Annotated in this window: 25 protein-coding genes; 12 read left to right on the plus strand and 13 right to left on the minus strand. The window is 65.4% G+C overall.

The window, feature by feature from the left end; all coding sequences use genetic code 11:
* The first annotated feature begins 76 nt into the window (after positions 1 to 76).
* The 6 genes from D5687_RS01820 to hemF all read left to right on the plus strand — a co-directional run bounded on the left by D5687_RS01820 (position 77) and on the right by hemF (position 7,018).
* A complete protein-coding gene (locus D5687_RS01820; RefSeq protein ID WP_125198056.1) occupies positions 77 to 1,270 on the plus strand; it encodes a LysM peptidoglycan-binding domain-containing protein in 1,194 nt (397 codons plus the stop codon).
* A 3-nt stretch (positions 1,271 to 1,273) separates the two neighbouring features.
* A complete protein-coding gene (gene dprA / locus D5687_RS01825) occupies positions 1,274 to 2,458 on the plus strand; it encodes a DNA-processing protein DprA (protein ID WP_240031389.1) in 1,185 nt (394 codons plus the stop codon).
* Between the two features lie 86 nt (positions 2,459 to 2,544).
* On the plus strand, positions 2,545 to 3,018 hold the full coding sequence (locus D5687_RS01830) for a DUF494 family protein (protein WP_125198057.1): 474 nt from the start codon (positions 2,545 to 2,547) through the stop codon (positions 3,016 to 3,018).
* A 22-nt stretch (positions 3,019 to 3,040) separates the two neighbouring features.
* Positions 3,041 to 5,503, plus strand: coding sequence for a DNA topoisomerase I (locus D5687_RS01835; protein WP_125198058.1), 2,463 nt, complete (start codon positions 3,041 to 3,043; stop codon positions 5,501 to 5,503).
* Positions 5,500 to 6,060 carry an L-threonylcarbamoyladenylate synthase gene (locus D5687_RS01840; protein WP_125198059.1) on the plus strand — a complete coding sequence of 187 codons (561 nt, stop codon included), beginning with the start codon at positions 5,500 to 5,502 and terminating at the stop codon, positions 6,058 to 6,060. The genes D5687_RS01835 and D5687_RS01840 overlap by 4 nt, the downstream gene beginning before the upstream one ends.
* Before the next feature lies 1 nt (position 6,061).
* Entirely contained in the window at positions 6,062 to 7,018 is a 957-nt protein-coding gene (gene hemF, locus D5687_RS01845; RefSeq protein ID WP_125198060.1) for an oxygen-dependent coproporphyrinogen oxidase, read from the plus strand.
* A gap of 75 nt (positions 7,019 to 7,093) precedes the next feature.
* Here the strand turns inward: hemF and D5687_RS01850 are convergent, their stop codons facing one another.
* From D5687_RS01850 to D5687_RS01860, 3 genes are all read right to left on the minus strand, one after another.
* Complete coding sequence (locus tag D5687_RS01850; protein WP_125198061.1) at positions 7,094 to 7,978, minus strand: thermonuclease family protein; 885 nt, start codon at positions 7,976 to 7,978, stop codon at positions 7,094 to 7,096.
* An 8-nt stretch (positions 7,979 to 7,986) separates the two neighbouring features.
* Positions 7,987 to 8,235, minus strand: coding sequence for a type B 50S ribosomal protein L31 (locus D5687_RS01855; RefSeq protein ID WP_125198062.1), 249 nt, complete (start codon positions 8,233 to 8,235; stop codon positions 7,987 to 7,989).
* Positions 8,236 to 8,488: 253 nt separating this feature from the next.
* The gene (locus D5687_RS01860; RefSeq protein ID WP_125198063.1) at positions 8,489 to 9,205 is read right to left on the minus strand and encodes a ComF family protein; all 717 of its coding nucleotides are present in this window, start codon (positions 9,203 to 9,205) and stop codon (positions 8,489 to 8,491) included.
* A gap of 42 nt (positions 9,206 to 9,247) precedes the next feature.
* Here D5687_RS01860 and D5687_RS01865 point away from each other — a divergent pair, with 42 nt between their 5' ends.
* Positions 9,248 to 9,679 carry a hypothetical protein gene (locus tag D5687_RS01865; protein ID WP_125198064.1) on the plus strand — a complete coding sequence of 144 codons (432 nt, stop codon included), beginning with the start codon at positions 9,248 to 9,250 and terminating at the stop codon, positions 9,677 to 9,679.
* Positions 9,680 to 9,684: 5 nt separating this feature from the next.
* Positions 9,685 to 10,683, plus strand: coding sequence for a biotin synthase BioB (gene bioB, locus D5687_RS01870; RefSeq protein ID WP_125198065.1), 999 nt, complete (start codon positions 9,685 to 9,687; stop codon positions 10,681 to 10,683).
* A gap of 230 nt (positions 10,684 to 10,913) precedes the next feature.
* Here the strand turns inward: bioB and D5687_RS01875 are convergent, their stop codons facing one another.
* A complete protein-coding gene (locus D5687_RS01875; RefSeq protein WP_125198066.1) occupies positions 10,914 to 13,223 on the minus strand; it encodes a DUF255 domain-containing protein in 2,310 nt (769 codons plus the stop codon).
* A 121-nt stretch (positions 13,224 to 13,344) separates the two neighbouring features.
* On the opposite strand from D5687_RS01875, the gene pap reads away from it, so the two are divergent.
* Positions 13,345 to 14,850 (plus strand): polyphosphate:AMP phosphotransferase, encoded by a 1,506-nt coding sequence (pap, locus tag D5687_RS01880; RefSeq protein WP_125198067.1) that lies wholly within the window; start codon positions 13,345 to 13,347, stop codon positions 14,848 to 14,850.
* Positions 14,851 to 14,887: 37 nt separating this feature from the next.
* On the opposite strand, the gene D5687_RS01885 is transcribed toward pap, so the two are convergent.
* Positions 14,888 to 15,445 (minus strand): DUF305 domain-containing protein, encoded by a 558-nt coding sequence (locus D5687_RS01885; RefSeq protein WP_125198068.1) that lies wholly within the window; start codon positions 15,443 to 15,445, stop codon positions 14,888 to 14,890.
* Positions 15,446 to 16,194: 749 nt separating this feature from the next.
* Between D5687_RS01885 and D5687_RS01890 the strand changes: the two genes are divergently transcribed.
* Complete coding sequence (locus tag D5687_RS01890) at positions 16,195 to 16,845, plus strand: TonB C-terminal domain-containing protein (RefSeq protein WP_125198069.1); 651 nt, start codon at positions 16,195 to 16,197, stop codon at positions 16,843 to 16,845.
* A gap of 230 nt (positions 16,846 to 17,075) precedes the next feature.
* Here the strand turns inward: D5687_RS01890 and rlmM are convergent, their stop codons facing one another.
* The 3 genes from rlmM to D5687_RS01905 form a co-directional block, all read right to left on the minus strand.
* On the minus strand, positions 17,076 to 18,143 hold the full coding sequence (rlmM, locus tag D5687_RS01895) for a 23S rRNA (cytidine(2498)-2'-O)-methyltransferase RlmM (protein ID WP_204742104.1): 1,068 nt from the start codon (positions 18,141 to 18,143) through the stop codon (positions 17,076 to 17,078).
* A 64-nt stretch (positions 18,144 to 18,207) separates the two neighbouring features.
* Positions 18,208 to 18,507 (minus strand): HigA family addiction module antitoxin, encoded by a 300-nt coding sequence (locus tag D5687_RS01900; protein ID WP_125198071.1) that lies wholly within the window; start codon positions 18,505 to 18,507, stop codon positions 18,208 to 18,210.
* Positions 18,507 to 18,785, minus strand: coding sequence for a type II toxin-antitoxin system RelE/ParE family toxin (locus D5687_RS01905; protein WP_125198072.1), 279 nt, complete (start codon positions 18,783 to 18,785; stop codon positions 18,507 to 18,509). Before D5687_RS01905 ends, D5687_RS01900 begins: the two co-directional genes overlap by 1 nt.
* A gap of 188 nt (positions 18,786 to 18,973) precedes the next feature.
* On the opposite strand from D5687_RS01905, the gene D5687_RS01910 reads away from it, so the two are divergent.
* Positions 18,974 to 19,612 (plus strand): GGDEF domain-containing protein, encoded by a 639-nt coding sequence (locus tag D5687_RS01910; protein WP_125198073.1) that lies wholly within the window; start codon positions 18,974 to 18,976, stop codon positions 19,610 to 19,612.
* Positions 19,613 to 20,610: 998 nt separating this feature from the next.
* On the opposite strand, the gene D5687_RS11510 is transcribed toward D5687_RS01910, so the two are convergent.
* The 5 genes from D5687_RS11510 to rpe all read right to left on the minus strand — a co-directional run bounded on the left by D5687_RS11510 (position 20,611) and on the right by rpe (position 24,976).
* Positions 20,611 to 20,733, minus strand: a complete 123-nt coding sequence (locus D5687_RS11510) for a YHYH domain-containing protein (RefSeq protein WP_125198074.1) — start codon at positions 20,731 to 20,733, stop codon at positions 20,611 to 20,613.
* Positions 20,734 to 21,174: 441 nt separating this feature from the next.
* On the minus strand, positions 21,175 to 21,897 hold the full coding sequence (locus D5687_RS01920) for a hypothetical protein (RefSeq protein WP_125198075.1): 723 nt from the start codon (positions 21,895 to 21,897) through the stop codon (positions 21,175 to 21,177).
* 78 nt (positions 21,898 to 21,975) lie between these two features.
* Positions 21,976 to 23,484 carry an anthranilate synthase component I gene (gene trpE / locus D5687_RS01925; protein WP_125198076.1) on the minus strand — a complete coding sequence of 503 codons (1,509 nt, stop codon included), beginning with the start codon at positions 23,482 to 23,484 and terminating at the stop codon, positions 21,976 to 21,978.
* Positions 23,485 to 23,612: 128 nt separating this feature from the next.
* Positions 23,613 to 24,287: a phosphoglycolate phosphatase gene (locus D5687_RS01930; protein ID WP_125198077.1), complete on the minus strand. Its 675-nt coding sequence runs from the start codon at positions 24,285 to 24,287 to the stop codon at positions 23,613 to 23,615.
* Positions 24,287 to 24,976 carry a ribulose-phosphate 3-epimerase gene (gene rpe, locus D5687_RS01935; protein ID WP_125198078.1) on the minus strand — a complete coding sequence of 230 codons (690 nt, stop codon included), beginning with the start codon at positions 24,974 to 24,976 and terminating at the stop codon, positions 24,287 to 24,289. The genes D5687_RS01930 and rpe overlap by 1 nt, the downstream gene beginning before the upstream one ends.
* 295 nt (positions 24,977 to 25,271) lie before the next feature.
* On the opposite strand from rpe, the gene D5687_RS01940 reads away from it, so the two are divergent.
* Entirely contained in the window at positions 25,272 to 25,934 is a 663-nt protein-coding gene (locus D5687_RS01940) for an FAD-binding oxidoreductase (protein WP_125198079.1), read from the plus strand.
* The last annotated feature ends 167 nt before the right edge of the window (positions 25,935 to 26,101 follow it).

The following is a 26,101-nucleotide window of genomic DNA, read 5'->3' on the forward strand; positions in this document are numbered from 1 at the left end:
AGATGAATGTCGACAATCACGGGGGAACAGTTCGCACGCGGGCTGCTCTCGGCCGGACACCAAGGACGTTGTAACGATGAGATCGACCAAAGGACTCCCCCTGGCACTCGCCCCGGCACTCGCGCTCGTGGGCCTGATGCCGCTGACCGCCAGCCTCACCGGCTGCGCACTGACCGAAGACGACGTGGTCAACCCACGCGAACCGATGTCCGCCGATGCCCTGCCGCTGGGCGCCGAGCGTGGCCCGGTCAAGCGGACCCTCTCCGCCGAGGAAACCCGCGACCAGTTCCGTGACCTGTCCGCCGAGGACTACGTGGTCAAGAAGGGCGACACCCTCTGGTCGATCGCCAACCACTTCCTCAAGGATCCCTATTACTGGCCCGAGATCTGGTACGCCAACTCGGAAATCGCCAACCCGCACCGCATCTATCCGGGCGACCGAATACAGATCGTCTTCGTCGGCGATCGCCCGCGGCTGTCCGTCGGTCTGCGCCCGCACATCCGCTACGAATCGCTGCCGCCGGCGGTCACCGCCGTGCCGCTCGACCTGGTGCGCCCGTTCCTGACCCACGACCAGGTGATGAACGAGGACGAGTTTGAGGCCGCCCCCTACATCCTCGCCAACCGCGAAGGCTCGATTCACGCCAGCAGCGGCGACACCGCCTACGTCCGCCCGCCGCTCGACGGCTCGCAGCAGCGCTTTGCCGTCGTCGAACAAGGCGAGGCCCTGGTCGACGGCCGCACCGACGAGCACCTCGGCTACCGCGCCATCTTCAAGGGCGAGGCCAACGTGGTCGAAACCGGCGACCCGACCACCGTCAAGCTCGAAGACACCGTGCGCGAGGTCAATGAAGGCGACCGCCTGGTCGAGATGACCGAAGAGGCCTTCGATCGCGACGTCACGCCGCAGATCCCGGCCTTCCCGATCGACGCGACCATCATCCTGCTGCCGGATGCCATCACCCAGGTGGGCAGCCAGCAGGTGGTCGTGATCGACCGGGGCAGCGAATCGGGCGTCACCGCCGGCGACCTGCTGCAGATCAGCAAGCGCGGCCGCGTGGTCGAGGACCGCTTCGCCGAGCGCGACACCGGCGAGGATGGCCGCGAGGCCACCCACGGTCCGGCCGTGCTGCTCCCGGATCACCCGATCGGCACCGCCATGGTCTTCCGTGCCTACGACCGCGTCAGCTACGCGCTGGTGATCAAGGCCACCCAGCCGGTCCACGAGGGCGATCTCGCCCAGACCCCGGTTCAGGGAAGTCGCCTCTAAGCGGTGCCTCCCGCACCGACCTCCTCGCCGAACGCCCGGGCGATCGCCCCGGGTAACGGCGACGAAACCACCGCACTGATCGAGTTGCTTGCGACCCACGGCATGGGTCCCAAGCGGCTCGGTCTGTTGCTGGCGCATTTCGGCACGCCCAAGGCTGCCCTCGACAGCCCACGCGGCGAATGGCGCCACGCCGGGCTTCCCGAGGGCGTTATCCAGGCCCGCCCGGATGCCGAGAAGGTCAGGGCAATCGCCGACTGGCTGGCCGCCGACGAGACCCACCACCTGATCGCCCGCGGCGACCCGCACTTCCCCGCCGCCCTCGAGGATCTCCCCGACGCCCCGGCTGCGCTCTTTGCCCGCGGTCGCATCGCCGCGCTCAGCGAGCCGCAGGTCGCGATGGTCGGCTCGCGCACGCCCACCACCGGCGGACGCCAGAACGCCCGCGCCTTCGCCCGCCATCTGGCCGCCCAGGGGCTGGTGATCACCAGCGGGCTGGCCCTGGGCGTGGACGGCGAGGCCCATCGGGGCACGCTGGATGCCGACGGGATCACCATCGCCGTGCTCGGCTCGGGCCTCGACCACATCTATCCGCCCGAACACTCCTCGCTGGCCGACGAGATCGTTGCCGGCGGCGGGGTGATCCTGTCCGAATGGCTGCCGGGCACCGAACCGCGCCGCGGACACTTCCCGCGTCGCAACCGGCTGATCAGCGGGCTGGCCAGCGGCGTGCTGGTGGTCGAGGCCTCGGTCAAGAGCGGCTCGCTGATCACCGCCCGCCTGGCCGGCGAGCAGGGTCGTGATGTCTTCGCCATTCCCGGCTCGATCCACAACCCGCTGGCCCGCGGTTGCCACCGACTGATCCGCGAGGGGGCAAAACTGGTCGAGACCGGTCAGGACGTGCTCGAGGAACTCGCCCCCACCCTGCGCCGTCAACTGGAAGCGACCGCCGCCGCACTGAGCCGGGCCGCCGATACCGCGACCGATTCGGCGACCGAGGGGCCCGCCCCGGTGCGCGATCCGGACCAGCAGCGCATCCTCGACCTGCTCGGCCATGACCCGCAACCGGCCGACACCCTGATCGAGGCGAGCGGATTGACCGCCGGTGAGGTTTCCTCCATCCTCCTCATGCTTGAACTGGCGGGAGAAGTGTCCACCCTGCCCGGTGGACTGTACGTCCGCACGAGCTAGAGCAACCTGCCGACCGCGCCTGCCGCCGCTCCCATGATATTCCCGCCCGCGCGCGCAGACTCAAGCCATCTTGTCCCGGTGAGCCGATGAAAGAGACCGTTCTCGACCTGTTGATGTTCCTCTTCGAGAATTACATGGAAGACGAAGACCGCTTCCCCCCGCAAAACGAGCGTGCCGGCCTGCAGATGAAGCTGCTGGAAGCAGGCTTCGACCACGACGAGATCGAACATGCCTTCGCCTGGCTCGAAGGCGTGCTGGAACAGGGCAGCGAGTCCGGCCCCGAACGCGACCAGGCCTTCAGGGTCTACAGTGACGACGAGCAGATGATGCTCGACGTCGATGCCCGCGGCTTTCTGATGCAACTCGAACAGATCGGCGTGCTCTCCCCATCCGCCCGCGAGACGGTGATCGAGCGCGCCATGGCCCTCGGCGAGGACGAAATCGACGTCGAGCGTCTCAAGTGGATCGTCCTGCTGGTCCTGTTCGCCAAACCCGGCGAGGAACAGGCCTTTGCCTGGATGGAAGACCTCGTCTTCGAAGACGCCGCCATACTGCACTGACGTCACAAGCGAAAGACATTCTATGAGCGAAAACCTGGTCATCGTCGAGTCGCCTGCCAAGGCCAAGACGATCAAGAAATACCTCGGCCCCGGCTACGAAGTGCTGGCTTCCTACGGCCACGTGCGGGATCTCGTGCCCAAGAACGGCGCGGTCGACCCCGACAACGACTTCGCGATGAACTACACGGTCATCGACAAGAACAAGAAGCACGTCGATGCCATCAAGAAGGCGCTCAAGAAGGCCGACACCCTGCTGCTGGCCACTGACCCCGACCGCGAAGGCGAGGCCATCTCCTGGCACCTCCACGAGCTGCTCAAGGAGGCCGGCCTGCTCGAAGGACGCGAGGCCAAGCGCGTGGTGTTCTACGAGATCACCAAGCGCGCCGTGCAGGAGGCCATCGCCCACCCGCGCGGGCTGTCCGAGGACCTGATCGACGCCCAGCAGGCGCGCCGGGCGCTCGACTACCTGGTGGGCTTCAACCTCTCGCCGCTGCTGTGGAAGAAGATCAACCCGGGCCTGTCGGCCGGCCGCGTGCAGAGCCCGGCCCTGCGGATGATCGTCGAGCGCGAGCAGGAGATCGAGGCGTTCAACCCGCGTGAATACTGGTCGATCGCCGCCGACTGCCGCACCGACGACCAGCCGTTCAGCGCCCGCCTCTACCAGCTCGACGGCAAGAAGGTCGCGCAGTTCACCCTCGAGGACGAGACCAGCGCCACCGCGGCACGGGAACGCTTGGAGGCGGCCGCCGCCGGCAAGCTCACCGTCGCCAAGGTCGACCGCCGCGAGCGCAAGCGCCACGCCGCCCCGCCGTTCACCACCTCCACCATGCAGCAGGAGGGGGTGCGCAAGCTCGGGCTGACCGCCTCGCGCGCCATGCGCACCGCCCAGGAGCTCTACGAGGGCGTCGACATCGGCCAGGGCACCGTGGGTCTGATCACCTACATGCGTACCGACTCGGTCAACCTGTCGAACGACGCGATCGGCGAGATCCGCCACCACATCGGCCAGAGCTACGGCGCCGACTACGTGCCGGAAACCCCCAACCAGTACCGCACCAAGTCGAAGAACGCGCAGGAGGCCCACGAGGCGATCCGCCCGACCTCGATCGCCAACACGCCGGACAAGGTGCGCGCCTTCCTCAACCGCGACCAGTTCCGCCTCTACGAGATGATCTTCAAGCGGACGCTGGCCTCGCAGATGAACCCGGCGATCTTCGACCAGGTCTCCGTGGATCTCGCCGCCGGTGACGAGCACAGCTTCCGCGCGACCGGCTCGACCCTGAAGTTCCCCGGTTTTATCGCGGCCTACCGCGAGGACGAGGACGACCAGGCATCGGACAAGGACGACGATCGTCGCCTGCCGCCGCTGGAGGAAGGCCAGCAGATCGAGTTGGCCGCGATCAACGCCACCCAGCATTTCACCGAGCCACCGCCGCGCTTCACCGAGGCGAGCCTGGTCAAGACGCTCGAGCAATACGGCATCGGCCGCCCGTCGACCTACGCCAGCATCATCTCCACGCTGCGCTCACGTGAATACGTCGAGCTCGAGCAGCGCCGCTTCAAGCCCACCGACATGGGCCGCGTGGTCAACGGCTTTTTGACCGAATACTTTCGCGACGTGGTCGACTACGAGTTCACCGCCAAGCTCGAGGACGAGCTCGATGCCGTCTCTCGCGGCGAGATGGACTGGGTGCCGCTGCTGCGCGAATTCTGGGAGCCGTTTTCCAAGCGCATCGAGCACACCCAGCAGAACGTCTCCCGCCAGGAGGCCGCCCAGGGTCGCGAGCTCGGCGTCGATCCCAAGAGCGGCAAGCCGGTAGTCGCCCGCCTGGGCCGCTTCGGGCCGTTCGTGCAGATCGGCACCAAGGACGACGAGGAAAAGCCCAAGTTCGCCTCGCTGCGCCCGCACCAGAGCATCGCGACGATCACGCTCGACGAGGCCATGGAGCTGTTCAAGCTGCCGCGCAAGCTCGGCGAGACGCCCGAGGGCGAGCCGGTCGAGGCCAACATCGGCCGCTTCGGCCCCTACGTGAAGTTCGGCAACAAGTTCGCCTCGCTGGGCAAGGACGACGATCCCTACACCGTCGAACTGCCGCGCGCGCTGGAGATCATCGAGGTCAAGAAGCTCGCCGAGAAGAACCGCATCATCAACGAGTTCGACGACGGCATCCAGGTGCTCAACGGTCGCTACGGCCCCTACGTGACCGACGGCAAAAAGAACGCCAAGATCCCCAAGGACGACGACCCCAAGGCGATCACCCACGAGCAGGCAATCGAGATGATCGCCAAGGCCCCGGAACGCAAGGGCCGTGGTCGCAAGGCCGCCGCCAAGAAGGCGACGACCACCAAGACCGCAGCCAAGGCCACCACGAAGGCGACGGCCAAGAAGACGGCGAGCAAGACCACAACCAAGAAGGCCCCGGCGAAAAAGACCGCCGCCAAGAAGAGCACGCCGAAAAGCGCCTCCGGGGACAAGGCCGAATGAGCATCCCGTCGCCGTTCCACCTGCGCGAGATCGCCCGCCACCTCGATGACGGCGGGCTGATCGCCTACCCGACCGAGGCGGTCTTCGGCTTGGGCTGCGCGCCGCTCGACCCGTTCGCGGTCATGCGCCTGCTCGCCCTCAAGCAGCGCGAGGTCGGCAAGGGGCTGATCCTGATCGCCGACACGCCGGAGATGCTCCAGCCCTTCGCCGCGGTGACTGCCGAGGAGTGGGACCGCATCGCGGCCGACTGGCCGGCGGCGCGCACCGTGATCGTGCCGGCGGCGGACGGCGTGCCGCCCTGGCTGACCGGCGGGCGCAAGGAGATCGCCCTGCGGGTCCCGGCGCACGAGACCGCGCGCGCGATCAGTCGCGCCTTCGGTGGGCCGATCGTCTCCACCAGCGCGAACGTCAGCGGCCGGCCGGCGGCCCGTGACGCGCTGACGGCACGGCGCCTGTTCGCCCGCGCCGCCGTCCAGATCATCCCGGGCAGCGTCGACCGGCGCGCCCGCCCCTCCCAGATCATCCACTGGCCCACCGGGCGGACCATCAGGAGCTGACATGGCGGATAACCAGGCCGAAACACAGGCCGACCTCCAGGCCATTCGTGACTACCTCATCGACCTGCAAGACCGGATCGTCGCCGGCCTCGAAGGCCAGGAAGACGGCACGCGCTTTCTGCACGACGACTGGAAACGTCCGCCGGGCGATCACCTCAACGGCGAGGGCCGTGGCCGCATCCTCGAGGACGGCTCCACCTTCGAGCGTGCCGGGATCAACTTCTCGCATGTGACCGGCAACAAGCTGCCGCCCTCGGCCACGGCCCACCGACCGGATCTGGCCGGCGGCTCGTTCGAGGCGATGGGCGTCTCGCTGGTCATCCATCCCCGTAATCCCTACGTGCCCACCTCGCACGCCAACGTGCGCTTTTTCCAGGCACAGAAGGAAGGGGTCGAGCCGGTGTGGTGGTTCGGCGGTGGGTTTGATCTCACGCCCTACTACGGCTTCACCGAGGATGCGGTGCACTGGCACGAACAGGCCGAGGCAGCCTGCCGGCCCTTCGGTGACGACCACTACCCGCGCTTCAAGCAGTGGTGCGACGAGTACTTCTGGCTCAAGCATAGAGCCGAGCCGCGCGGCGTTGGCGGCCTGTTCTTCGACGACTACGGCGCCGACGGCCAGATCGACTTCGACACCGCCTTCGGCTTCATGCGCTCGGTGGGCGATCACTACCTGCCGGCCTACCTGCCGGTCGTGGAAAAGCGCAAGGACACGCCCTATGGCGAGCGCGAGCGCGCATTCCAGGCCTACCGCCGCGGGCGCTACGTGGAATTCAACCTGGTCTATGACCGCGGCACGCTGTTCGGGCTGCAGTCGGGTGGGCGCACCGAGTCGATCCTGATGTCGATGCCGCCGCGCGCCGACTGGCGCTACGACTACCACCCGGAGCCCGGCAGCGAGGAGGCACGTCTCTACGACGAGTTCCTGCGCCCGCGCGACTGGCTGGCCGAGCGCTGAGCCGATTGCCGCACTCCGACGAAAAAGGGCGAACCCGGTTAGGTTCGCCCTTTTTTCCTTCCGCTTGCCCGCTCGTCAGTCGAGACGTTCGAGCGCGTGCAATGAGTCCACCGGGATGAACCAGTCCTGGTAGCGGTTGCTGTGATGCACGATCCAGCCGCGCGCCCGCAGCTCCTCGCCTTCCAGTGCCTCGAAATCCCAGCCGGGGAAACGCTCGAGATCCGCCTTGTCGATGCGCACGGCCACCCGGCCCTCCAGGTTGAGCCAGATATTGCGCCGGCTTTCACCCACCGACTCCACGCGGCCACGGACGATCGCCGCACCCTGCACGTGCTCGGGAATGCCCCGGGCCGACGGCAGGCCCGGCTCGTAGGCGGGCAGCGACCAGATGCCGCGCTCGTCCTGCCGCGCGCGTTGCTCGCGGGCCACGAGGCAGTCGGCCAGTTCCAGGTTCGGGGCGACGAACACCGCCATCGCCATGCCCTGTTCGAGCAACCGCGCCTGCACCGAGCGCCCGTCCGGCAGGTAGAGGTAGGACAGCCGACGGCCGTAGCGGTCCTCGCCCTCGGTGGCATCGACCACGGTCACGCGATTGCGCGACTCGGCCAGCAGCGCGCGCAGCGCCTGCTGCGCCTCGCGGGCCATCGGTTCGTCGTCCGCGCCGTCACGCCCCAGCTCGGGGGTATCGATGCCGACCAGGCGCACCCGGTCGCCGTTGGCAAGACGGACGGTATCGCCGTCGTTGACGTAGCTGACCGTGGCCGACTCGATCGACAGGTCGGGCGGCGGGGCACAGTCACCCGTGGGCGGCTGCGGCGGCTCCTCGGCCACGCAGCCGCTGGAGACGACCAGCGCGGCGAGCAGCCAGGTCAGCCCCATCGAGCGCGCACGAAAAAGGGCACCGGGAAAGCCCGCGGTGCCCTTTTGCTGCGTCCGGCCGGTTGGCGGGAGCGCGACCATGGTTGGTCTTACTTCTTCTTGCCGTAGCGGTTGCGGAACTTGTCCACCTGCTTGGCCATGCTGCCCTCGGAGCGCTTGCCCGTGAAGAACGGGTGGCTCGCGGAGGATACGTCGATCTTGACCAGCGGGTACTCGTTACCGTCTTCCCACTTGATGGTCTCCTTCGACTTCATGGTCGAACGGGTCAGGATGGCGAAATCCGCCGCGACGTCCTGGAATACCACCGCCTGGTAGTTCGGGTGAATGCCTTCTTTCATCTCGATTCTGCCCCTGGTAAAGGTTCGAAAGTTGGGTCGGATGCCGCCGGGGCCGCATCTCAGGTTGATCGTCTTCGGGTTCGCCCCTGGCGGGGCCGCCATCCCGACGCTCGCCCCGGGGTTAGCAACCACCACGGGCGTACGCGGCCGGGACGGCCAAGGCGCGAGATTCTACCCAAACTCCCGGCACGGCACAAGCCACATCTGCGCGTGCTTGGGGCAGGAGTCTGGTCGGCTTCTGCCGCCCAGACTCCTAGGGCGTGCGCGCCAGCGCCCAGACGGACACGGCACTCGCGCCACCGCGCTGCAAGGCCGCGGCCAGCGCCTCGGCACTCGCGCCGGTGGTCAACACGTCATCGACGATCGCGACCCGTTCGGGGATCGGCCCGTCGGCGACAAAGGCCCCACGCAGGGCGCCACGACGGGCACGGGCCGAAAGCTCGGTCAACGAGCCAGTATCCCGCACCCGCCGCACCCCGCGACGCAGCAACGGCACGCCGGTCGCGCGGGCCAGCCCGTCGGCCAGCAGCCAGGCCTGGTTGAAACCGCGTCGACGGCGCTGCCTCGGGTGCAGGGGCATGGGCACCAGCGCATCGATTCTCGCCGCCTCCTCCTGCCCGGCGACGGCCTCGATCAGCGTGGCTTGCAACAGCGGCACGACGCTGAAATCCTGACGATACTTGAGCCGGTGGATCAGCGCGCGCACCGCCGGATCGAGATCGACCGCCGCGACCACGCGTTCGAACGGCGATCGCCGACCGACACAGACCGCGCAGGCCTCGTCCCCCGCCCCGGCGGCCAGGTCGCCAGCAAGGATCAACCCGCAGGTTCGGCAACGCGCTTGGCCCAGCGCGGCGCGCCATTCGCGGCGGCAGTCCGGGCACAGGCCATCGGCATCGACGGTATCGAGGCGGCAGAGATGACAGGGCGCGTCGAACCAGCGCCGCCGTCGCGAGGGCATCCATTCCATGCTAATCTGCATCCCATACGCATATTTAGAGGTCGTTTCATCATGAACCACGATGCATCCGCCGAAACGTTCGACACAAACGACGAGCACACCCCGACTCGCATCTCCGGCAAGTCGGCCCGGCGGGCCGCCACCTGGTTCAACTGGGGCAACATCGTCGCGATGATCGTGCCGCTGCCGCTGGCGATCTTCTGGACCGGTCTGTCCATGCTGGTCTACGCCCTGAACAAGCACCACCCCAACCCCAAGGTGGGCTACTACACCCAATGGGCCGCCTATCGCTTCTACGGCGTGGCCGGCACCGCGATGGTGGTCGCCGTGTTCGCCCCGCCGAGCCTGACCTTCTACCTGGTCCTCTGGGTGATCGCCGCGGTGATCCTGATCCCCTGGTCGCTTTACGACCTCTACCGGATCAAGCAAGATACCTGGGAAGATTCCTTCACCGAACCGCCCGAATCGTTCGAGGATAACTGATTCCCATGACCCGCCCGCGCTGGAGCAAACAACAAGCGCTCGACCTGTTCGCCAAGCCCTTCAACGACCTGCTTTTCCAGGCCCAGACGGTGCATCGCGAGCACTTCGACCCCAACGCGGTCCAGGTCAGCACCCTGCTGTCGATCAAGACCGGCGCCTGCCCGGAAGACTGCAAGTACTGCTCGCAGAGCGCCCGCTACGACACCGGTCTCGAGCGCGAGCGTCTGCTGCCGCTCGACGAGGTGCGCACCGCCGCCCGCCGGGCGCGCGAGAAGGGCGCGTCACGATTCTGCATGGGGGCGGCCTGGCGCAACCCCACCGATACCCAGCTCGAGCGGGTCATCGACATGGTGCGCGTGGTCAAGGAGACCGGCATGGAGGCTTGCGTCACGCTCGGCATGCTCAAGCCCGAGCAGGCCGGCCGCCTCAAGGAAGCCGGGCTCGACTACTACAACCACAACATCGACACCTCGGCCGAGTTCTACGACCAGGTGATCACCACCCGCTCGATCGACGACCGCCTCGAGACGCTCGACCACGTCCGCGAAGCGGGCATCAACGTCTGTTCCGGCGGCATCCTCGGCATGGGCGAATCGCGCGAGGATCGCGCCTCGTTTTTGACCACGCTGGCCAACCTCGAGCGCGCGCCGGAATCCGTGCCGCTGAACATGCTGGTGCGCATCCCCGGCACGCCGATGGCCGACGTCCCGGCGCTCGACCCGATCGAGTTCATCCGCACCATCGCCGTGGCCCGCATCCTGATGCCGAGCTCGCACGTGCGCCTGTCCGCCGGCCGCGAAGGCCTGAGCGAGGCAATCCAGGCCTGGTGCTTCTTCGCCGGTGCGAACAGCATCTTCTACGGCGAGAAACTGCTGACCACCGAGAACGCCGACGCGGCGGCCGACGAGGCCATGTTCGAGAAGCTCGGCCTGACCCCGCTGATCCCCGACGGCTGCCAGCTCGACGAGCCGGCCGACAGCCAGCAGGCCTCCGTCTCGGCCTGATCGGCAACGACACCACGGCCATCACGGGCCGCGACTGACCACCCGGTCGCTCGCGGCCTGTTTCGTTTGGCGCGCCGAGCAATAGAATCTCCCACAGGTCGCGGCGGGCGCCGTAGGACCGGCTTTAGCCGCGATGAGCCGGGGAAGACGTTCTCCCATCGCGCCTGAAGGCGCTCTTACTGTACGAGCGGGCGGGGGCCTACGGCTACCCTCGCGCGCTATTCACCGCACTACTCGACCTCGACCTCCACCTCGTCCGGCGCGAGGCACACCTCGTCATCGCAGGCCTGCAGATCGAGGCGCAGGCGCGTCGGCATCTCGCCGGTCACGGGCACCCGCAGCTCGAGCACCCCCTCAAAGACATCGATCGCCGAGCGGGCGAACTCGGCGCGAAATGGCTTGCCCGGCGGGTAGTCGATCGGCCCGATCTCGCCATCCAGGGCAGTGACCCGGGTCGGCACCAGGAAGTCCTCGCTGGCCGGGTTGGCATTGATGTGAAAGCCCTCGTCGATGGCGAGGCGCACCACGATGGCCGCACCGCCCTCGATCAGGCGCGCCTCGACCTCGACGTGATCGCGCGTCTCGCCCGGCCCGCCGGTGGTCTCGGTCGCCTCGGCCAGTCGCGCCGCCTCGCGCGTCACCACCTCGGCACGTGACGGCCGGGCCAACGCCCCGACCAGGAAACCCCAGTCGGCCGGCGCGGCATCGACCTCGGCCGCGAACCCCGCCAGCGCGCGCACGGCCCGCTCCTGGCGCGCCGCATCCTCGAGCACGGTCCCCAGATCCAGCAGGAACACCACCGCCTGCGAATGCCCCGATGGTGCGGCGTCGTCACCCACCAGCGGCGGGCTAAGCGGCAACCCGCCGCCCGATTCCGGCGGGCGCTCATGCAGCCGCCCCGACTCGTCGAGGTAATCGCGTTCGATCGTCGCGGCGATTCGCTGGGCGCGGAACAGCCAACGGATATCGTGGCTCGATCCGTACAGCGCCAGCATCAGGCGACCGGCAGCCGCGTGATCGGAAAGAAATGCCTCGCCGGAGACATCGCCTTCGTAGACCTGTCGGTACAGGTGCTGCTCATCGGCATCCCAGAGCCTCGCCCAGAGCCAGTCACCCACCGCCTGCGCCCGCTCTTGCCAGTCACCTCGGTCGAGCGGCTGCGCCGCCGCCAGCAGCCCCAGCCCGGTCAGGGCGTTGAACTCGGCGACCTGCTTGCGGTCGCGCTTGGGCAGACCGCGCTCCTGGCGAGCCTCGAGCAGGGCCGCGTACTCCGCCTCGAATCCGGCGATCGACTCGGCCAGCTTCCCCTGCTCGAAGGCATCGTACGCCCGGCCCACCGCCAGGTTCACCGCCCCGCCGTCGGGCAGTTCGTGATCGATCCGGCTTTCCGGCAGGTCGGCCAGCTGGTGCCAGTCGAGGAAGGCCTCGGCATCCTCGCCCAGCACCGCGCGGATCTCCTCGGCGGTAAAGACGTAGCTCTTGCCCTCGATGCCGTCGAGCTCGGCGTTTTCCGCGGTGAAATAGCCACCCTCGTCCGCCCACAGCCGACGGTCGAGATAATCGACGCTGCGCGCGGCGACGTCATCGAACCAGCCCTCGTCCAGCCGCTGCCCGGCCCGCGCGTAGTGACCGACCAGCTGGGCGTTGTCGACCAGCATCTTCTCGAAGTGCGGAATCGCCCACTCGGGGTCGACGGTGTAGCGGTGGAACCCGCCGCCGACGTGATCGAACAGCGCGCCGATGCTCATCGCTGCCAGGGTCTGGCGCAGCATCGGCTCCGCCCTTGCGGCCTGCTCGTCGTCATCGACCGCCGAGAGCAGCAACGCCAGCCGCGGTGACTGCGGAAAGCGGCTCGACTGCCCCGGCGGGGCGAAGCCGCCCACCAGCGAATCGAACTGCCCTTCCAGCGCCTCGATGGCCCGCGCCTGCCAGTCGGCCGGGTCGATGCGCTCGGGCGCCAGACTGGCATCCGCACCCTCCCGCAGCGCCTCGGCCGTCGTTTCGGCCCGCTCGAGCAGCGGCTCGCGGTTCGACTGCCACTGGCCGGAAAGACGCTCCAGGATCTGCGGGAAGCTCTCGCGACCGGGCAACGGCTCGGGCGGGAAATAGCTGCCGGCGAAGAACGGCTCGAGCTCTGGGGTGAGAAAGACGTTGTTGGGCCAGCCACCGCCCTCGCCCAGCGCCCGCGTGGCCGCCATCAGCACGCGATCGAGATCGGGGCGCTGCTCGCGGTCGACCTTGATGTTGATGAAGCCCTCGTTCATCGCCGCGGCGATCTCGGGGTCCTCATAGAGCTCGCGCTTGGCGACGTGGCACCAGTAGCAGGTGGAATAGCCCACCGAGACAAAGATCGGCTTGTCCTGCTCGCGGGCCAGCGAGAGGGCCTCTTCACCCCAGGGATACCAGTCGACCGGATTATCGGCGTGATCGCGCAGGTAATCCGAGGCGGTATCCGCCAGGCGGTTCTCGGCGGTCGCGACACCGCCGGCCATCCACCCCAGCAGGGCCAGCGACAGCAAGAGCGGGGGCAATCGACTCATGGGAGCAGCTCGTTCCAGAGTAGAGTTCGAGAATGGCACAGCCAGGCGGGTAATGCGGGGTCGGGCAGGCGACGGCCACAATGCTAGGCTTGCCTCTCTTCCTCCTCATGCTGGACACCACATGTTCGAAGCCGCCGAACTGGGCCGCCGCCTCTCCAAGGCCGATTTCAAGGACGCCGTGCCGTCCTTGCGCCTGCAGCTGCTCGATGCCCAGCGACGGGCGCGGGCCGCCAACCTGCCGGTGCTGCTGCTGATCAACGGCGTGGCCGGTGCCGGCAAGGGCGAGCTGGTCAATCACCTGCTCGAATGGCTGGATTCGCGCGGCGTGCAGACACACGTGTTCTGGGACGAGACCGACGAGGAGAAGCAGCGCCCGCGCTGGTGGCGTTATTGGCGGACGATGCCGGCGCGCGGCGAGATCGGCGTACTGTTTGGCGGCTGGTATCAGCGCCTGATCGAGGATGCCCGCCACGGCCGCCTGGAGGAAGACGGTGTCAGCGGCGAGCTCGAACGCATCCGCGAGACCGAGCACATGCTGATCAACGGCGGCGCGCTGCTGGTCAAGTTCTGGTTCCACCTGCCAGCGCGTGAACAGGCCCGCCGGGTCAAGGAACGCCGCAAGGACCCCACCAGCCACTGGCACATGGCCCCGGAAACGGCCAAGGAGGCCAATCACTACGACCAGTTCATCGAGATCGCCACCCGCGTGGTGCGCGAGACGGATACCGGCGAGGCACCGTGGTTCTTGATCGAGGCCACCGATCCGCACTTCCGCGACCTGACCGCCGGCAAGACCCTGCTGCGCGCCATCGAAACCCGCCTGGCAAACGGAGCCCACGAGAGCTCCGTCAAGGTCTCGCACTCGCCGGCCCTGCCCGAGGCCGACAGCGCCCGGCGCACCATCGTCGACCACGTTCCCGACGATCTCGTGCTGGACAAGGCCGACTACAAGCATCGAAAGCGGTCGCTCGACGCCCAGCTCAACCGCCTCGGCTGGCAGGGCTTCGAGGCGCGCCGGCCGGTCGTCGCCCTGTTCGAGGGCTGGGATGCCGCCGGCAAGGGCGGGGCCATCCGTCGGCTCACCGAGGCGCTCGACGCCCGGCTCTACCGCGTGATCCCCATCGCCGCGCCCACCGACGAGGAGGCCGACCACCACTACCTGTGGCGCTTCTGGCGACACGTGCCGCGCGACGGCTACTGGACCATCTTCGACCGCTCCTGGTACGGCCGGGTCCTGGTCGAACGGGTCGAGGACTACGCCGCCCAGCCCGACTGGGCGCGCGCCTACCACGAGATCAACACCTTCGAGGAGCAGCTCGCCGAGCACGGCATCACCCTGCTCAAGTTCTGGCTCAACATCACGCCCGAGGAGCAGCTCAAGCGCTTCGAGGCCCGCCAGCAGACGCCCTACAAGCAGCACAAGATCACGCCCGAGGACTGGCGCAATCGCGACAAGTGGGACGACTACAAGGCCGCGGTCAACGAGATGGTGATCCGCACCTCCACCGAGTACGCGCCGTGGCACATCATCCCGGCGAACGACAAGCGCTACGCCCGGATCGAGGTGATGCGCATCGCCGCTGAGGCGGTGGAGCAACCCTCAAAAAGAAAGCAGGGGAATAAGTAACCCCACCGCAAGGCCACGAGGCAGGCAATGCGTTCGCTCACTTCATCGCCTCTTCGATCTTGCGCTCCATTTCGGGCGTCACCTCGGTGGAACGAGGTGGAAGGCTGGCACCGCCCCGCTCCCCGTTTTCATCGATATCGTCCAAGAGCCGCTTCATCAACTCGATCTCGCGGACCTGCGCGGCGATGATCTCGTCGGCCAGTTCGCGTACGCGTGGATCGCTGATATCTGCCTTGCGCGCGTTGTTTATCGCGATCGAGTGATGGGGAATCATCGACTTCATGAAGTCGTCATCGTCGATCAGCATCTGCCCCCTGTTCACGGCCAGCAACAACACGCCCACCAGGGCCGCCACGACGACGACCGAGATCTTGGTCTTCAGCCCCTTGTACATCGGCCACATGAAACCGAGCATCACCACGGCCATCACGCACCCCATCAGCAGGGAGGCCGTCAGGCGGTTCAGGCTGAACGTAGCGTGGTCCATCGAGAAGACCAGCTGGTACATCAAGAAGAACATGATGAAGGTCGACGTCGCGATCATCGCCGCAAAGCGCCCCCAACTCATGCCGGACATCTGCGTTTTCTGACTCATTACGGGTCCTCCCTCGCATATGACATGTGTCTTGGCTCTAGACAGCGACAAGCACTCAAAGTGCCGAGAACCACACAGACATGGCGCGCGCCATGCACCATCACCCAGAGCGTAGACCGCGCCTTTCGCATCGACCGAGATGGGTGGGCGTTTGGGTGCGGGGCACCAGGATTCGTGTCGGGGAAGTCGGTGGGCGCGGGTCTTGTTCGCGAAGGCCGAGTTTGTGGCTTGGGGAACACGTGTTTGTGCCGCTGGCTGATATTTCGCGCGCCGGTTGCGCGAGTAGGTATGAAATAGGCGCCGTGCCCGGCGCACGAGGGTATTTTCTTGCTTGTCCAAGAAAACACCCGAAAAGAAGGACACCCCGGCGCCTTGGCCCTTCGGGCCTGATCGCCGCGGATGAGATCCGCGTCGATCAGCCTCGCAAACGAGCGATTGCGGACGGGTCGGTTCGACGCGACGTCGTGTCGCGGCGAACCTCGGGCTCGCGTCCATGCGAGCCCGACCCTGCAATCCCTCGTTCGCGAGGCAAGGCACAAGGGGGACCAGCGCTTCGTTTCACCTCACGACAATTGTCGAAAATGACACACTCTTTGCAGAAGAGTGCACGAGATCACGAGTGCCAGGCAATCGACAAAAGAACGACAAAACGGCGGAAAGAGGGTTAATAACGAGATAAAATGTTAAGCACCCTCCTGCCCCATTAAGCAAATGTTTTCGCAACAAAAAGCCACGGAAGAGCTTCCACTATGCACCTCAGATTACTCACCGCTTACATCACCGTCGCGCTCGTAACCGTAATCAACAATCCAGCCCTGGCGACAGAGGCTATGGATACGCGAAATGCAATTAAGGCCTGCAAACAACTCGAGAAGTTCGCATCCCGCACGGCGAACGACCGATTCGTAAAGGAAATCCCACTATCGGATGCTTTGCTCGAAGTAGCGGGCGATCCGACGCGCGAGGCAATCGTGCTTGAGGCGTACACGAAAGGCCCCAGGGAAATCGGCAATGGGGGACGAGGCTTTGGCGAACATGTATTCCGTCGATGCTACGCCGGCGCCAACTCACCAGACGACGGTCGAACAACACAGGAGATCCTTGCTGAAAACAAGAAGATGAAACACCAAGCCCTTTCCCACTGGGCCATGGCCGTGCAGAAAAAACTACGCGACAACTGGAAACGTCCCGATGACGCCTCCGTCGGCTGGACATGCACTGCGACGATATGGATGAAGGAGTCCGGTGAAGTCAAAACAATCAAGATCGAACGGTGCGATGGAACGAGCTCCTTCAAGGATTCAGTCCGTTCCGCTATCGAGTCCTCGTCTCCACTCCCCCGCCCTGCAATTAGCTCCATCTGGCAGGAAAAGATCCGCCTCAACTTTAAACCGGAATAGGTGGCAAGCCAGCCATACGGTGTCCCACTTGAATTGAGAGCGACAGCACTTCGTACTTGCCGGGAGACGTATCGGAGAAACCCCATTGCATCCTGTCTCGGGGCCGGTGGATGGCTCAGGGCCGGGGCGACATGGACGGCGCTCCGAGGCGCGCCTGGCATGGCGTCACCCCGCAAACCACCGAGCGACAACGGCGTGCGAAACCAAAAACCACGCCTGACGAGAGACGACTACGACACTCGTCGTAAATAAGCCGTCACCTCATCCCGATCGTGATACAGCTGCCGGATATCCAACTCGAACGGCACCTCGGCTGCAACCAACCGATCCTCGATTAACTCCCGACACTCCATCACCGCCTGCTGGCGCTTCTTCATCGGCAGCTTGAGATTGAAGATCGCCCGGCGGCAATCGCCCCGCGCCATCCACTCGGCTATCAGCGCCGCCACGCGGATCGGTTTTTCCACCATGTCGCAGACCAGCCACTCCACCGGCCGCTCGGGGCGGAAGGTGAAGCCGTCCTCGCGACGGTGCTCGACCTGGTGGGAGGCGGCCAGCTCTTCCGCCATCGGGCCGTTGTCGACGGCCGTGACCATCAGCCCGTCGCGCACCAGCTGCCAGGTCCAGCCACCGGGCGCGGCACCCAGATCGACCGCCTCAAGGCCAGATCGCAACAACTCTTGGCGCTCGTCGGGCGAGAGGAAGGTGATCAGCGCCTCCTCGAGCTTGAGCGCCGAACGACTGGGCGCGTGTTTGGGGAGCTTGAGGCGCGGGATGCCCATCGGTCGCGGTGCCGCCTGCCCCGGGTGCGACCAGCCGGGGATCACCGTGGTGGTGTCAGTAAAAGTGAGATGCAGTCGCGGCAGCTCCCGGTTGCCCGGTTCAAGCAGCCCGCGCTTGCGCATCGACTGCTCCAGCGGCTTGGTGAACTGGCGGGCCAGTCGCATCAACGGCCGGGTCGCCTCGGCGTCCGGCGTCTCGACGTATGTGCCACCGAACGCCTGCCCGTCGAGCGCGGCCAGGGTCGGACCGAGCCGATTGTCCGGCGGCAGATCGGCCAGCGACTCGCCGGCCAGACACATCTGCCGGGCGAAGATCAGGTCATTGAGGGAAAGCGTCTCGAACCAGTCGGCCAACGCCTCGGCGTCGTGGGCGATGAAGGTGAGGTAACCGGTGTCGGCCTTGGCCTTGCAGAAGCCGTGCACGCCGGCCTCGGCGGCGACGGTCTGCACCTGGGCGGCGCAGTCGCCCTCGTAGCCGGCGCGGGTGAGAAGGAGCAATTGGGTTTCGTCTGACATGACGCGAAGCATGCCAGAGCCCGGCGGGGATTCCAGCCCATGCGGACCGGACACACCGATCGGCTCAGTGAGCCGCCTCGTCGAACGTCAGCGGCTCGATACCGGCCAGGTCAATCTGCGACCGGGCGACGGCCAGATCGTGCATGTCCTGCATGGCAAGCCAGCTCTCCGGCGAACGCCCCAGCGCGCGCGAAAGCCGCAACGCCATCTCCGGACTGACAGCGCTCTGTCCACGCAGCAACCGCGCCACCGTCGACGGCGCAACCTGCATGCGAGCCGCCAGATGGCGTGCACTCATCCCGAACGGCTCGAGATAGACGTCGCGGATGAACTCGCCTGGGTGAGGGGGGTTGTGCATGGTCATCAGTGATAATCCTCGTAGTCGAGAACGTGCGCATCGCCGTCGCGGAATTCAAACGTCAGCCGCCAGTTGCCACTGACCCGGATCGACCAGCGATTGGCCTGTTCCCCGCGCAATGCATGCAGACGAAAGCCCGGCACGTCCATGTCGTCGATCGTCGTGGCGGTCTCCAGTGCGGCAAGCTGCATCCTCAAGCGCCCGGCATGCGCCGGTTGAATCCCGGCGACACTGCCCGACGTGTGGAACCGCCGGAGTCCCTTGTGGCGGAATGATCGAATCATCGGACGATCGTAGCGTGTTGCGCATCACGCATCAATAGGCTCGAGGCCGAACGCCTCCAACAGCACCAACACCCCCGAACAGCAGGCGCGACTTATGCGCTCAATCGACTACGCTTGGCTTGGTCCCGTTTCGACTTGCTCTCGTCATCGCGCGTGGCGCACCACCCGGATCAGAAAAGGAGTCACCCGTGAGTCAGCCCCCTTCCAGCACCCCGTCCGCGCACTGGCTGGCGGATATCGACTCGCTTGATCGCGAAGACTTGATCGAGCGCCTGCGCTCCATGGCCGCCCAACTCGACCGGGCGGAGGGGCGCGAACGCGCACGGGTCGGGCAGCAGGTACTGATCGACGAGCTGACCGGCCTGGGCAACCGCCGCGACTTCGTGCGCCAACTGGACACCCTGTTCAGCCAGCATCGGCGCAACGACCTGCCGGTGAGCCTGATCCTGCTCGACATCGTCCAGTACCTGAACCACCACGGCCCGTCGGCCGAGGATCGTGTCCTGCGTGCCTTCGGCGATTGCCTGCGCGAGACGCTGCGCGGCATGGACATGTCGTTTCGCATCGCCGACCACGAGTTCGCCGTCATCCTGCCCGACACCCCGGTGGCCGGCGCCTCGGCGGTCGCGGACAAGCTGCGCCTGGCGGCGGCCTACTTCCTGGTCGAAGATGTCGAGGCCACGACGACATACGACGTCAGCGTGGGCGTAGATGCCTTCCGGGTCGAGGATGAGAGTGCCGATGCCGTGGTCCAGCGCGCGTACGAGGCGCTCGACGAGAGTCGGGCGGCGCAGGCGGATTGGGGAGAAACGGCGCCCGAGAAATAGACCGCCCCCGCCCTCCTGTAGGTCGGACTTCAGTCCGACGTCGGCCACCGGCCGACTACTCCGAACAATCGAATCCACGCTGGAGGATCGTTTCGCACGCCTGTTTGCGCGGGGCGGCCATTAATTAACGCCCTGCCTGGCGCGCGAGCCCCTTTTCTTGCTTGTCCAAGAAAAGGGGCGAAAAGAAGGACACCCCACGGCTCGGCCCTTCGGGCCTTCGAGGCCGGACGTTTGTCCGACCTCGAAGCCTCACGACCACCGGCTGTCTCGGGGCCGGCTCGACGCGACGTCGTGTCGCGGCGAGCCTCGGAGCGACATCCATGTCGCTCCGACCCCGGCCACCCGCCGGCCGTGAGACAAGCCGTCAGGGGGGGGGGCGACTTTCGTTAAGCGCCGTGCCGGTTGCAGAGCGTTCATCCCACCGGAAACCGAAGGCATGTCCGCCGCTGAAGTCCGTGAATTATGTGGATCGAAGGGTGAAGCCCCTTACGCCTTGCCTCGCGAGCGGGGAATCGCAGGGTCGGGCTTGCATGGACGCAAGCCCGAGGTTCGCCGCGACACGACGTCGCGTCGAACCGACCCGCCCGCGATTGCCCGTTCGCGAGGCTGATCGCGCAGCGATCAGGCCCGCAGGGCCAAGGCGTCGGGGTGTCCTTCTTTTCGTCGGTTTTCTTGGACAAGCAAGAAAACCGACTCGCGCGCCGGGCACGGCAGCATGATCGTGCAAGCTCGCTCAACCGGCGCGTGAAACCGTTCCACCGCGGCCCAAGCACAGATAAATCCGGATAAGGGATGGGATCTGCCCGAATTCGCCTGACACAAAAAAGTCGCAGAAACCTCCCGGTCCAACTGCGACTTGTTCTTGCGACTAGGGCGAACCGATGACTGCTATTTGTGACAGGGCCATAAAGCCCTTCCCCCATAACTCGCGGCTCCCCCAGGATTCGCTATCAGACTGGAACTAAGAGGGTTCACCCTCCACTTCCTGAAACTACTATTTAATGGCAGTGATAAGGCTTAGAGCCGCCATGACAACCATTTGCGTCAGTCCCGCCAGAATGAGCATGAGCCACGCCAGCAATCATCATCGAAGCAAACAGGAAAGCAACTAGCTTTTTCATAAAACACCCTTTTTATTGGTTACAACTCATCCGTGATGCATTCCTTTGCAACGAAGCACCCACAAACCTTGTGAGTGTCAAAGCATGTGGCTACTCGACCACGCCCTCAACGTATCACGCCCGCCAGATATAGACAAAGAGCGCGATTTTTATTTGTCCGAACGAAAACCCTACTCTTCTTCGCGTCCGGGGAATTACAGGGTCTGGCTCGCATGGAGGCGAACCGACCCGTTCGCGAGGCTGACTTCGCAGCGATCAGGCCCGCAGGGTCAACAGGCAGTCGGGAGTCCTTCTTCCCGTCGGGCACGGCGGCGAGTCGGTAGCCGCTCCCGCAACTGGCGCGTGAAACAAATCGGTGCCCTTCAGGACGGGGCACGTGCTCTTTATGCGGAAAACTTTTAACAGCTCAAGAGCCTGTCACACCGCAAGAACTGGCAAGCTTTAACGCTCCGCCAGATAAGACTCACACAGAGAACTTATTCGCCCAGCCTGGGCCTGAATGTCTCCCACGGGGTCAAAATGATGCTTGTGGGCCTTTAACTGCTGGGCAATGTCATCACGACTCTGCTTAAAAAGATCTCGGGCAAAATCGGGGACAAAGGAGTTGCTCATGCAACTTTCAATATAGTTCATCTTGTCTACATGACTCTGAGTTGGGATGTTCTGACCCAACTCCACAGCGATCTTATCGATTTCCACCATAAAATCCGTCGAAAACTCCAAACACAAAGTAAGGACGTCATCCTTAGGAGCTTCAATAGAAATGAGTCGCCCACGGTTATCAAATCTCTCCACATCACTTGCAACAAAGTATCGGCCGTCTGCCCAACCATCGATGATTTGCATGCCGTCATGGGTGACCGCATTTCGGCATTCCTTAAAAAAATGGAAGTGCCTAACATCGGCAAAGCGTGACCAAACGAGGGGCTCACCAGTTGCCGTTGCCAGAGAGTCTTTCAGAGATTGAAATGTATTAACGAGAGCATTGAATATGAAATTAACATCTTCCTGTCCACTGTTTGCTGGGCAAACCCCAGACAGAAAATTCTTGTGCGTCAAGGTGCATATATCCGCAACCTTCTGCAGAAAATACTCATACTCCTGCAACTTATTCTTAATAAAGCTGCCGACAACCATTTTATGGTGGGTCTTCTGCTCATCCATGAAGCAGGCTCCTTCCAATAAGTCAGACTACGCCGAGGGAACACTGGGCACGAGCCTCCAGAGAAGGCATCAAGAAAGTCACTCGCCGTCCAACCCCCGACTCGCCATATTCGCCGCCCGAAACAACGCCCGCCGCTTGTTCAACGTCTCTTCCCACTCGGTCGCAGGAATCGAGTCGGCCACAATCCCGCCCCCAGCCTGCACATGCAACTGCCCGTCCTTGATCACCCCGGTACGGATGGCAATCGCCGTATCCATATTGCCGTTCCACGCCCAGTAACCCACCGCCCCGGCGTAAACGCCACGCTTTACGGGCTCGAGCTCCTGGATGATCTCCAGCGCGCGGATCTTCGGTGCACCCGAGACGGTGCCGGCGGGGAAGGTCGCGCGCAGGACGTCCATGGCGTTGAGATCGTCGTCGAGCTGGCCGGTGACCTGCGAGACGATATGCATGACGTGCGAGTAGCGCTCGATGATCATGCGCTCCTCGAGCTTGACGCTGCCCACCCGGGCCACGCGGCCGGTGTCGTTGCGTCCCAGGTCGATCAGCATGACGTGCTCGGCGATCTCCTTGGGATCGCTCAACAGATCCTGCTCGAGGGCCTTGTCCTCGGCCTCGGTGGCCCCGCGCGGACGGGTGCCGGCGATGGGGCGGACGGTGACGGTGCCGTCCTCGAGGCGCGCGAGGATTTCGGGACTCGAACCCACCACGGTGAACTCGCCGGCATCGATGAAGTACATGTACGGCGAGGGGTTGATGCTGCGCAGCGCGCGGTAGAGGTCAATCGGCGCGGCGCCGAACTCGATGCTCATCCGCTGGCTGGGCACCACCTGCATGACATCCCCCGCCGCGATGTACTCGCGGATGGTGCGCACGGCGCTCTCGTAGCCTTCGCGGGTGAAGGTGGCGGTGAAGTCGTTCTCGTCGATCGGCTTGCCCGGGGCGGAGGAGCCGTAGTTGGCCACCGGCTCGCGCAGGCGGGCGGCCAGCCGGTCGAGGCGCACGTTGGCCAGATCGATCGCGCCGGCCTCGGCCGGGTCGATCAGGGTGACCAGCAGCAGTTCGCTGGAGAGGTTGTCGACCACGACCACCTCTTCGCTGGCCATCAGCAGGATGTCGGGCACGCCCAGCGGGTCGTCGGCGTCGAAATTGGCCAGGCGCGGCTCGATGTAGCCGATGGTCTCGAAGCCGAAGTAGCCCACCAGGCCGCCGTGAAAGCGCGGCATATCGAGGGGCTCGAAGACGCGGTAGCGGGCCTTGAAGGTCTCGATCCAGGCGAGCGGATCGTCGACGGTTTCGTCCTCGACGATCTCGCCATTTTGTTTGACCACCACGCGGTGGCCGTGGACGGTCAGGACGGTGGAGGACGGCAGGCCGATGATCGAGTAGCGACCCCAGCGCTCGCCGCCGGTGACCGACTCGAACAGGTAGCCGAACGGCCCCTCGACCAGCTTGCGGTAGACGGACAATGGCGTGTCGTAGTCGCCCAGCACGCGGCGGGTGACGGGGACGCGGTTGTATCCCTGGCCGGCGAGTCGTTCGAGGTCGTGGCGGGTGGGCTGGTAGGGCTGGAAACGGTTGGGCATGACGGGCTCCGGAAGGGAAAACGAGGGTCGGGGACGAGTGCGCGTTCAGCTACGCCATCGTCTCCGCCATCGCGTCGTTCCCGTAGTCATCGTCGCCGCAGCCATCTTCCCTGGGCCCGTCATGGTGCCTACCTGCCGACGAGACCGGCGAGCTCGGTCATGGAATCAATCACGGCATCCGGGTCGAAATCCCGGATGTCCTTGCCGTGGTTGTAGCCGTAGCTCATGCAGACGATCGAGAAGCCCGCGGCACGCGCGGCCTTCACGTCGGAGATCGAGTCGCCGATCATCAGCGCCTCGGAGGGGTGAACGTGGAACCAGCCCGCCGAGTAGATCAGCGGGGCCGGGTCCGGTTTCTTCAGCGGCAGGGTGTCGCCGCTGATGACCACCTCGAAGTGATCGCGCAGGCCGGTCTGCTCGAGCAGCGGCAGGGTGAACGCCTCGGCCTTGTTGGTCACGCAACCCATCGGCAGGCCCAGCGACTTGACGAACTCCAGCCCCTGCAGCACGCCGTCGAAGACCTGCGAGTGCTGGCCGTTGTTCTCGGCGTAGTGACGCTTGAACACCGGCAGGGCCTGGTCGAGCTCGGCCGGATCGGGCGTGCCGTCGAGGTCGTTGGTCAGCGCGCGCTCGACCAGTCGCTCGACGCCATTGCCCACCCAGTTGCGGACGTCCTCTTCGGCGCGCTCGGGGTTGCCCAGCTCACGCTGCATGGCGTTGACCGAGACCAGCAGGTCGGGCACCGAGTCGACCAGGGTGCCGTCCAGGTCGAACAGCACCATGCGTGGCGTGAAGCGTGGCATCACTTGACCTTGGCCAGCTCGGCGCGCATCTCCTTGATGACGCTGTCGTAGCCGTTGGGGTCGGAATCCTGGCCCTTGCCGAACAGCGCGGAGCCGGAGACGAAGGTATCCACGCCGGCGGCGGCAATCTCGGCGATGTTGGCGCTGGAAACGCCACCGTCGATCTCGAGGCGGATATCACGGCCGGAGCGGTCGATGATCTCGCGCGCCTGGCGGGCCTTCTCGAGGGTCGCCGGGATGAACTTCTGGCCGCCGAAGCCCGGGTTGACGGACATCAGCAGGACGATGTCGACCTTGTCGATCACCCATTCCAGCACGTCCAGCGGGGTGCCCGGGTTGAACACCAGGCCGGACTGGCAGCCCTCGTCACGGACCAGCTGCAGGCTGCGGTCGACGTGCTCGGTGGCCTCCGGGTGGAAGGTGATCGAGGTGGCACCGGCCTTGGCGAAGTCCGGGATGATGCGATCGACCGGCTTGACCATCAGGTGGACGTCGATCGGCGCGGTGACGCCGTGCTTGCGCAGCGCGTCGCAGACCAGCGGGCCGATGGTCAGGTTCGGCACGTAGTGGTTGTCCATCACGTCGAAGTGCACCCAGTCGGCGCCGGACTTCAGGACGTTGTCCACTTCCTCGCCCAGGCGGGCAAAGTCGGCCGACAGGATACTGGGGGCAATGATGTAGTCGCTCATCTCGCGGTCCTCGGATACTTGCAAAATGCGGGGGAAATTCGGGCGCGCGGCCCTGGGCCCGGCCATCGAAACGGAGTCGGGCAATTGAACGCACGCGCGGAAACTGGCGGTCAATGTACCGGATTTGGCGCGATTTTTTAAGAACGGCATCGGTGGACCACCGACCGGGAACCGCGTTACGACCCTCCGGCATACGCCGCGCTCGGTATCGCCTTCCGTGCCCTGGCAGCGGCGGTTACGCAAATCGGCTAGACTCCCCCGACATTTTCCAGCCGAACCACGATTCAACACCACTATGTTCCAGACCGAACTGCTGCTGCGCGAATTCGTCACCCATGACGTACAGCGATACATCCTGGCCAAGCCGGATGGCTACACCTTCACGCCGGGCCAGGCGCTCGAGCTGGCCATCGACGAGCCCCAGTGGCGCGACCAGGGCCGCCCGTTCACGCTGACCAACCGGGTCGGTGATCGCGTGCTGGAACTGATGATCAAGAGCTACGGCAGCCACGACGGCGTCACCCAGCATCTGGCCCAGGCCCAGCCCGGTCAGAAGCTGCTGATCTCCGAGCCCTTCGACAGCTTCAACTACGAGGGGCCGGGCTGGTTCATCGCCGCGGGCGCCGGCATCACGCCGTTTCTCGCCATCATTCGCGACCTCGCCGACCGCGGCCAGCTCGACGGGCAGAAGCTGATCTATTCGAACAAGACCGCCGGCGACATCATCCAGCAGCGCGAACTGGAGGCCGCCTTCGGCGAGAACGCGCATTTCGTCTGCACCCGCGAGCACTCGCCGCTGTGCACCCACAGCGGCCACGTCGACGACGGCTTTATCCGCGAGCACGTGCGCGACCTGTCCGACGAGTTCTACGTCTGCGGCCCACCGGCCTTCACCGAGCAGGTCAAAAAGACCCTCGGCGACCTAGGCGGCAACACCCAGAGCATGGAATTCGGCTAAGCCGAGCCGATCACCGGACGAAGAAAAGCCGCGCCACGGATCATTCCGGGCGCGGCTTTTTCATGTTCGCCTCTTACACGGGGATGCCGGCCGTAGGAGCGGCTTTAGCCGCGAAGAAAACCGAAGGCACCTGATCCTTTCGCGGCTAAAGCCGCTCCTACACAAGG

The organism is Guyparkeria sp. SCN-R1, assembly GCF_003932495.1.
Lineage (GTDB): Bacteria > Pseudomonadota > Gammaproteobacteria > Halothiobacillales > Halothiobacillaceae > Guyparkeria.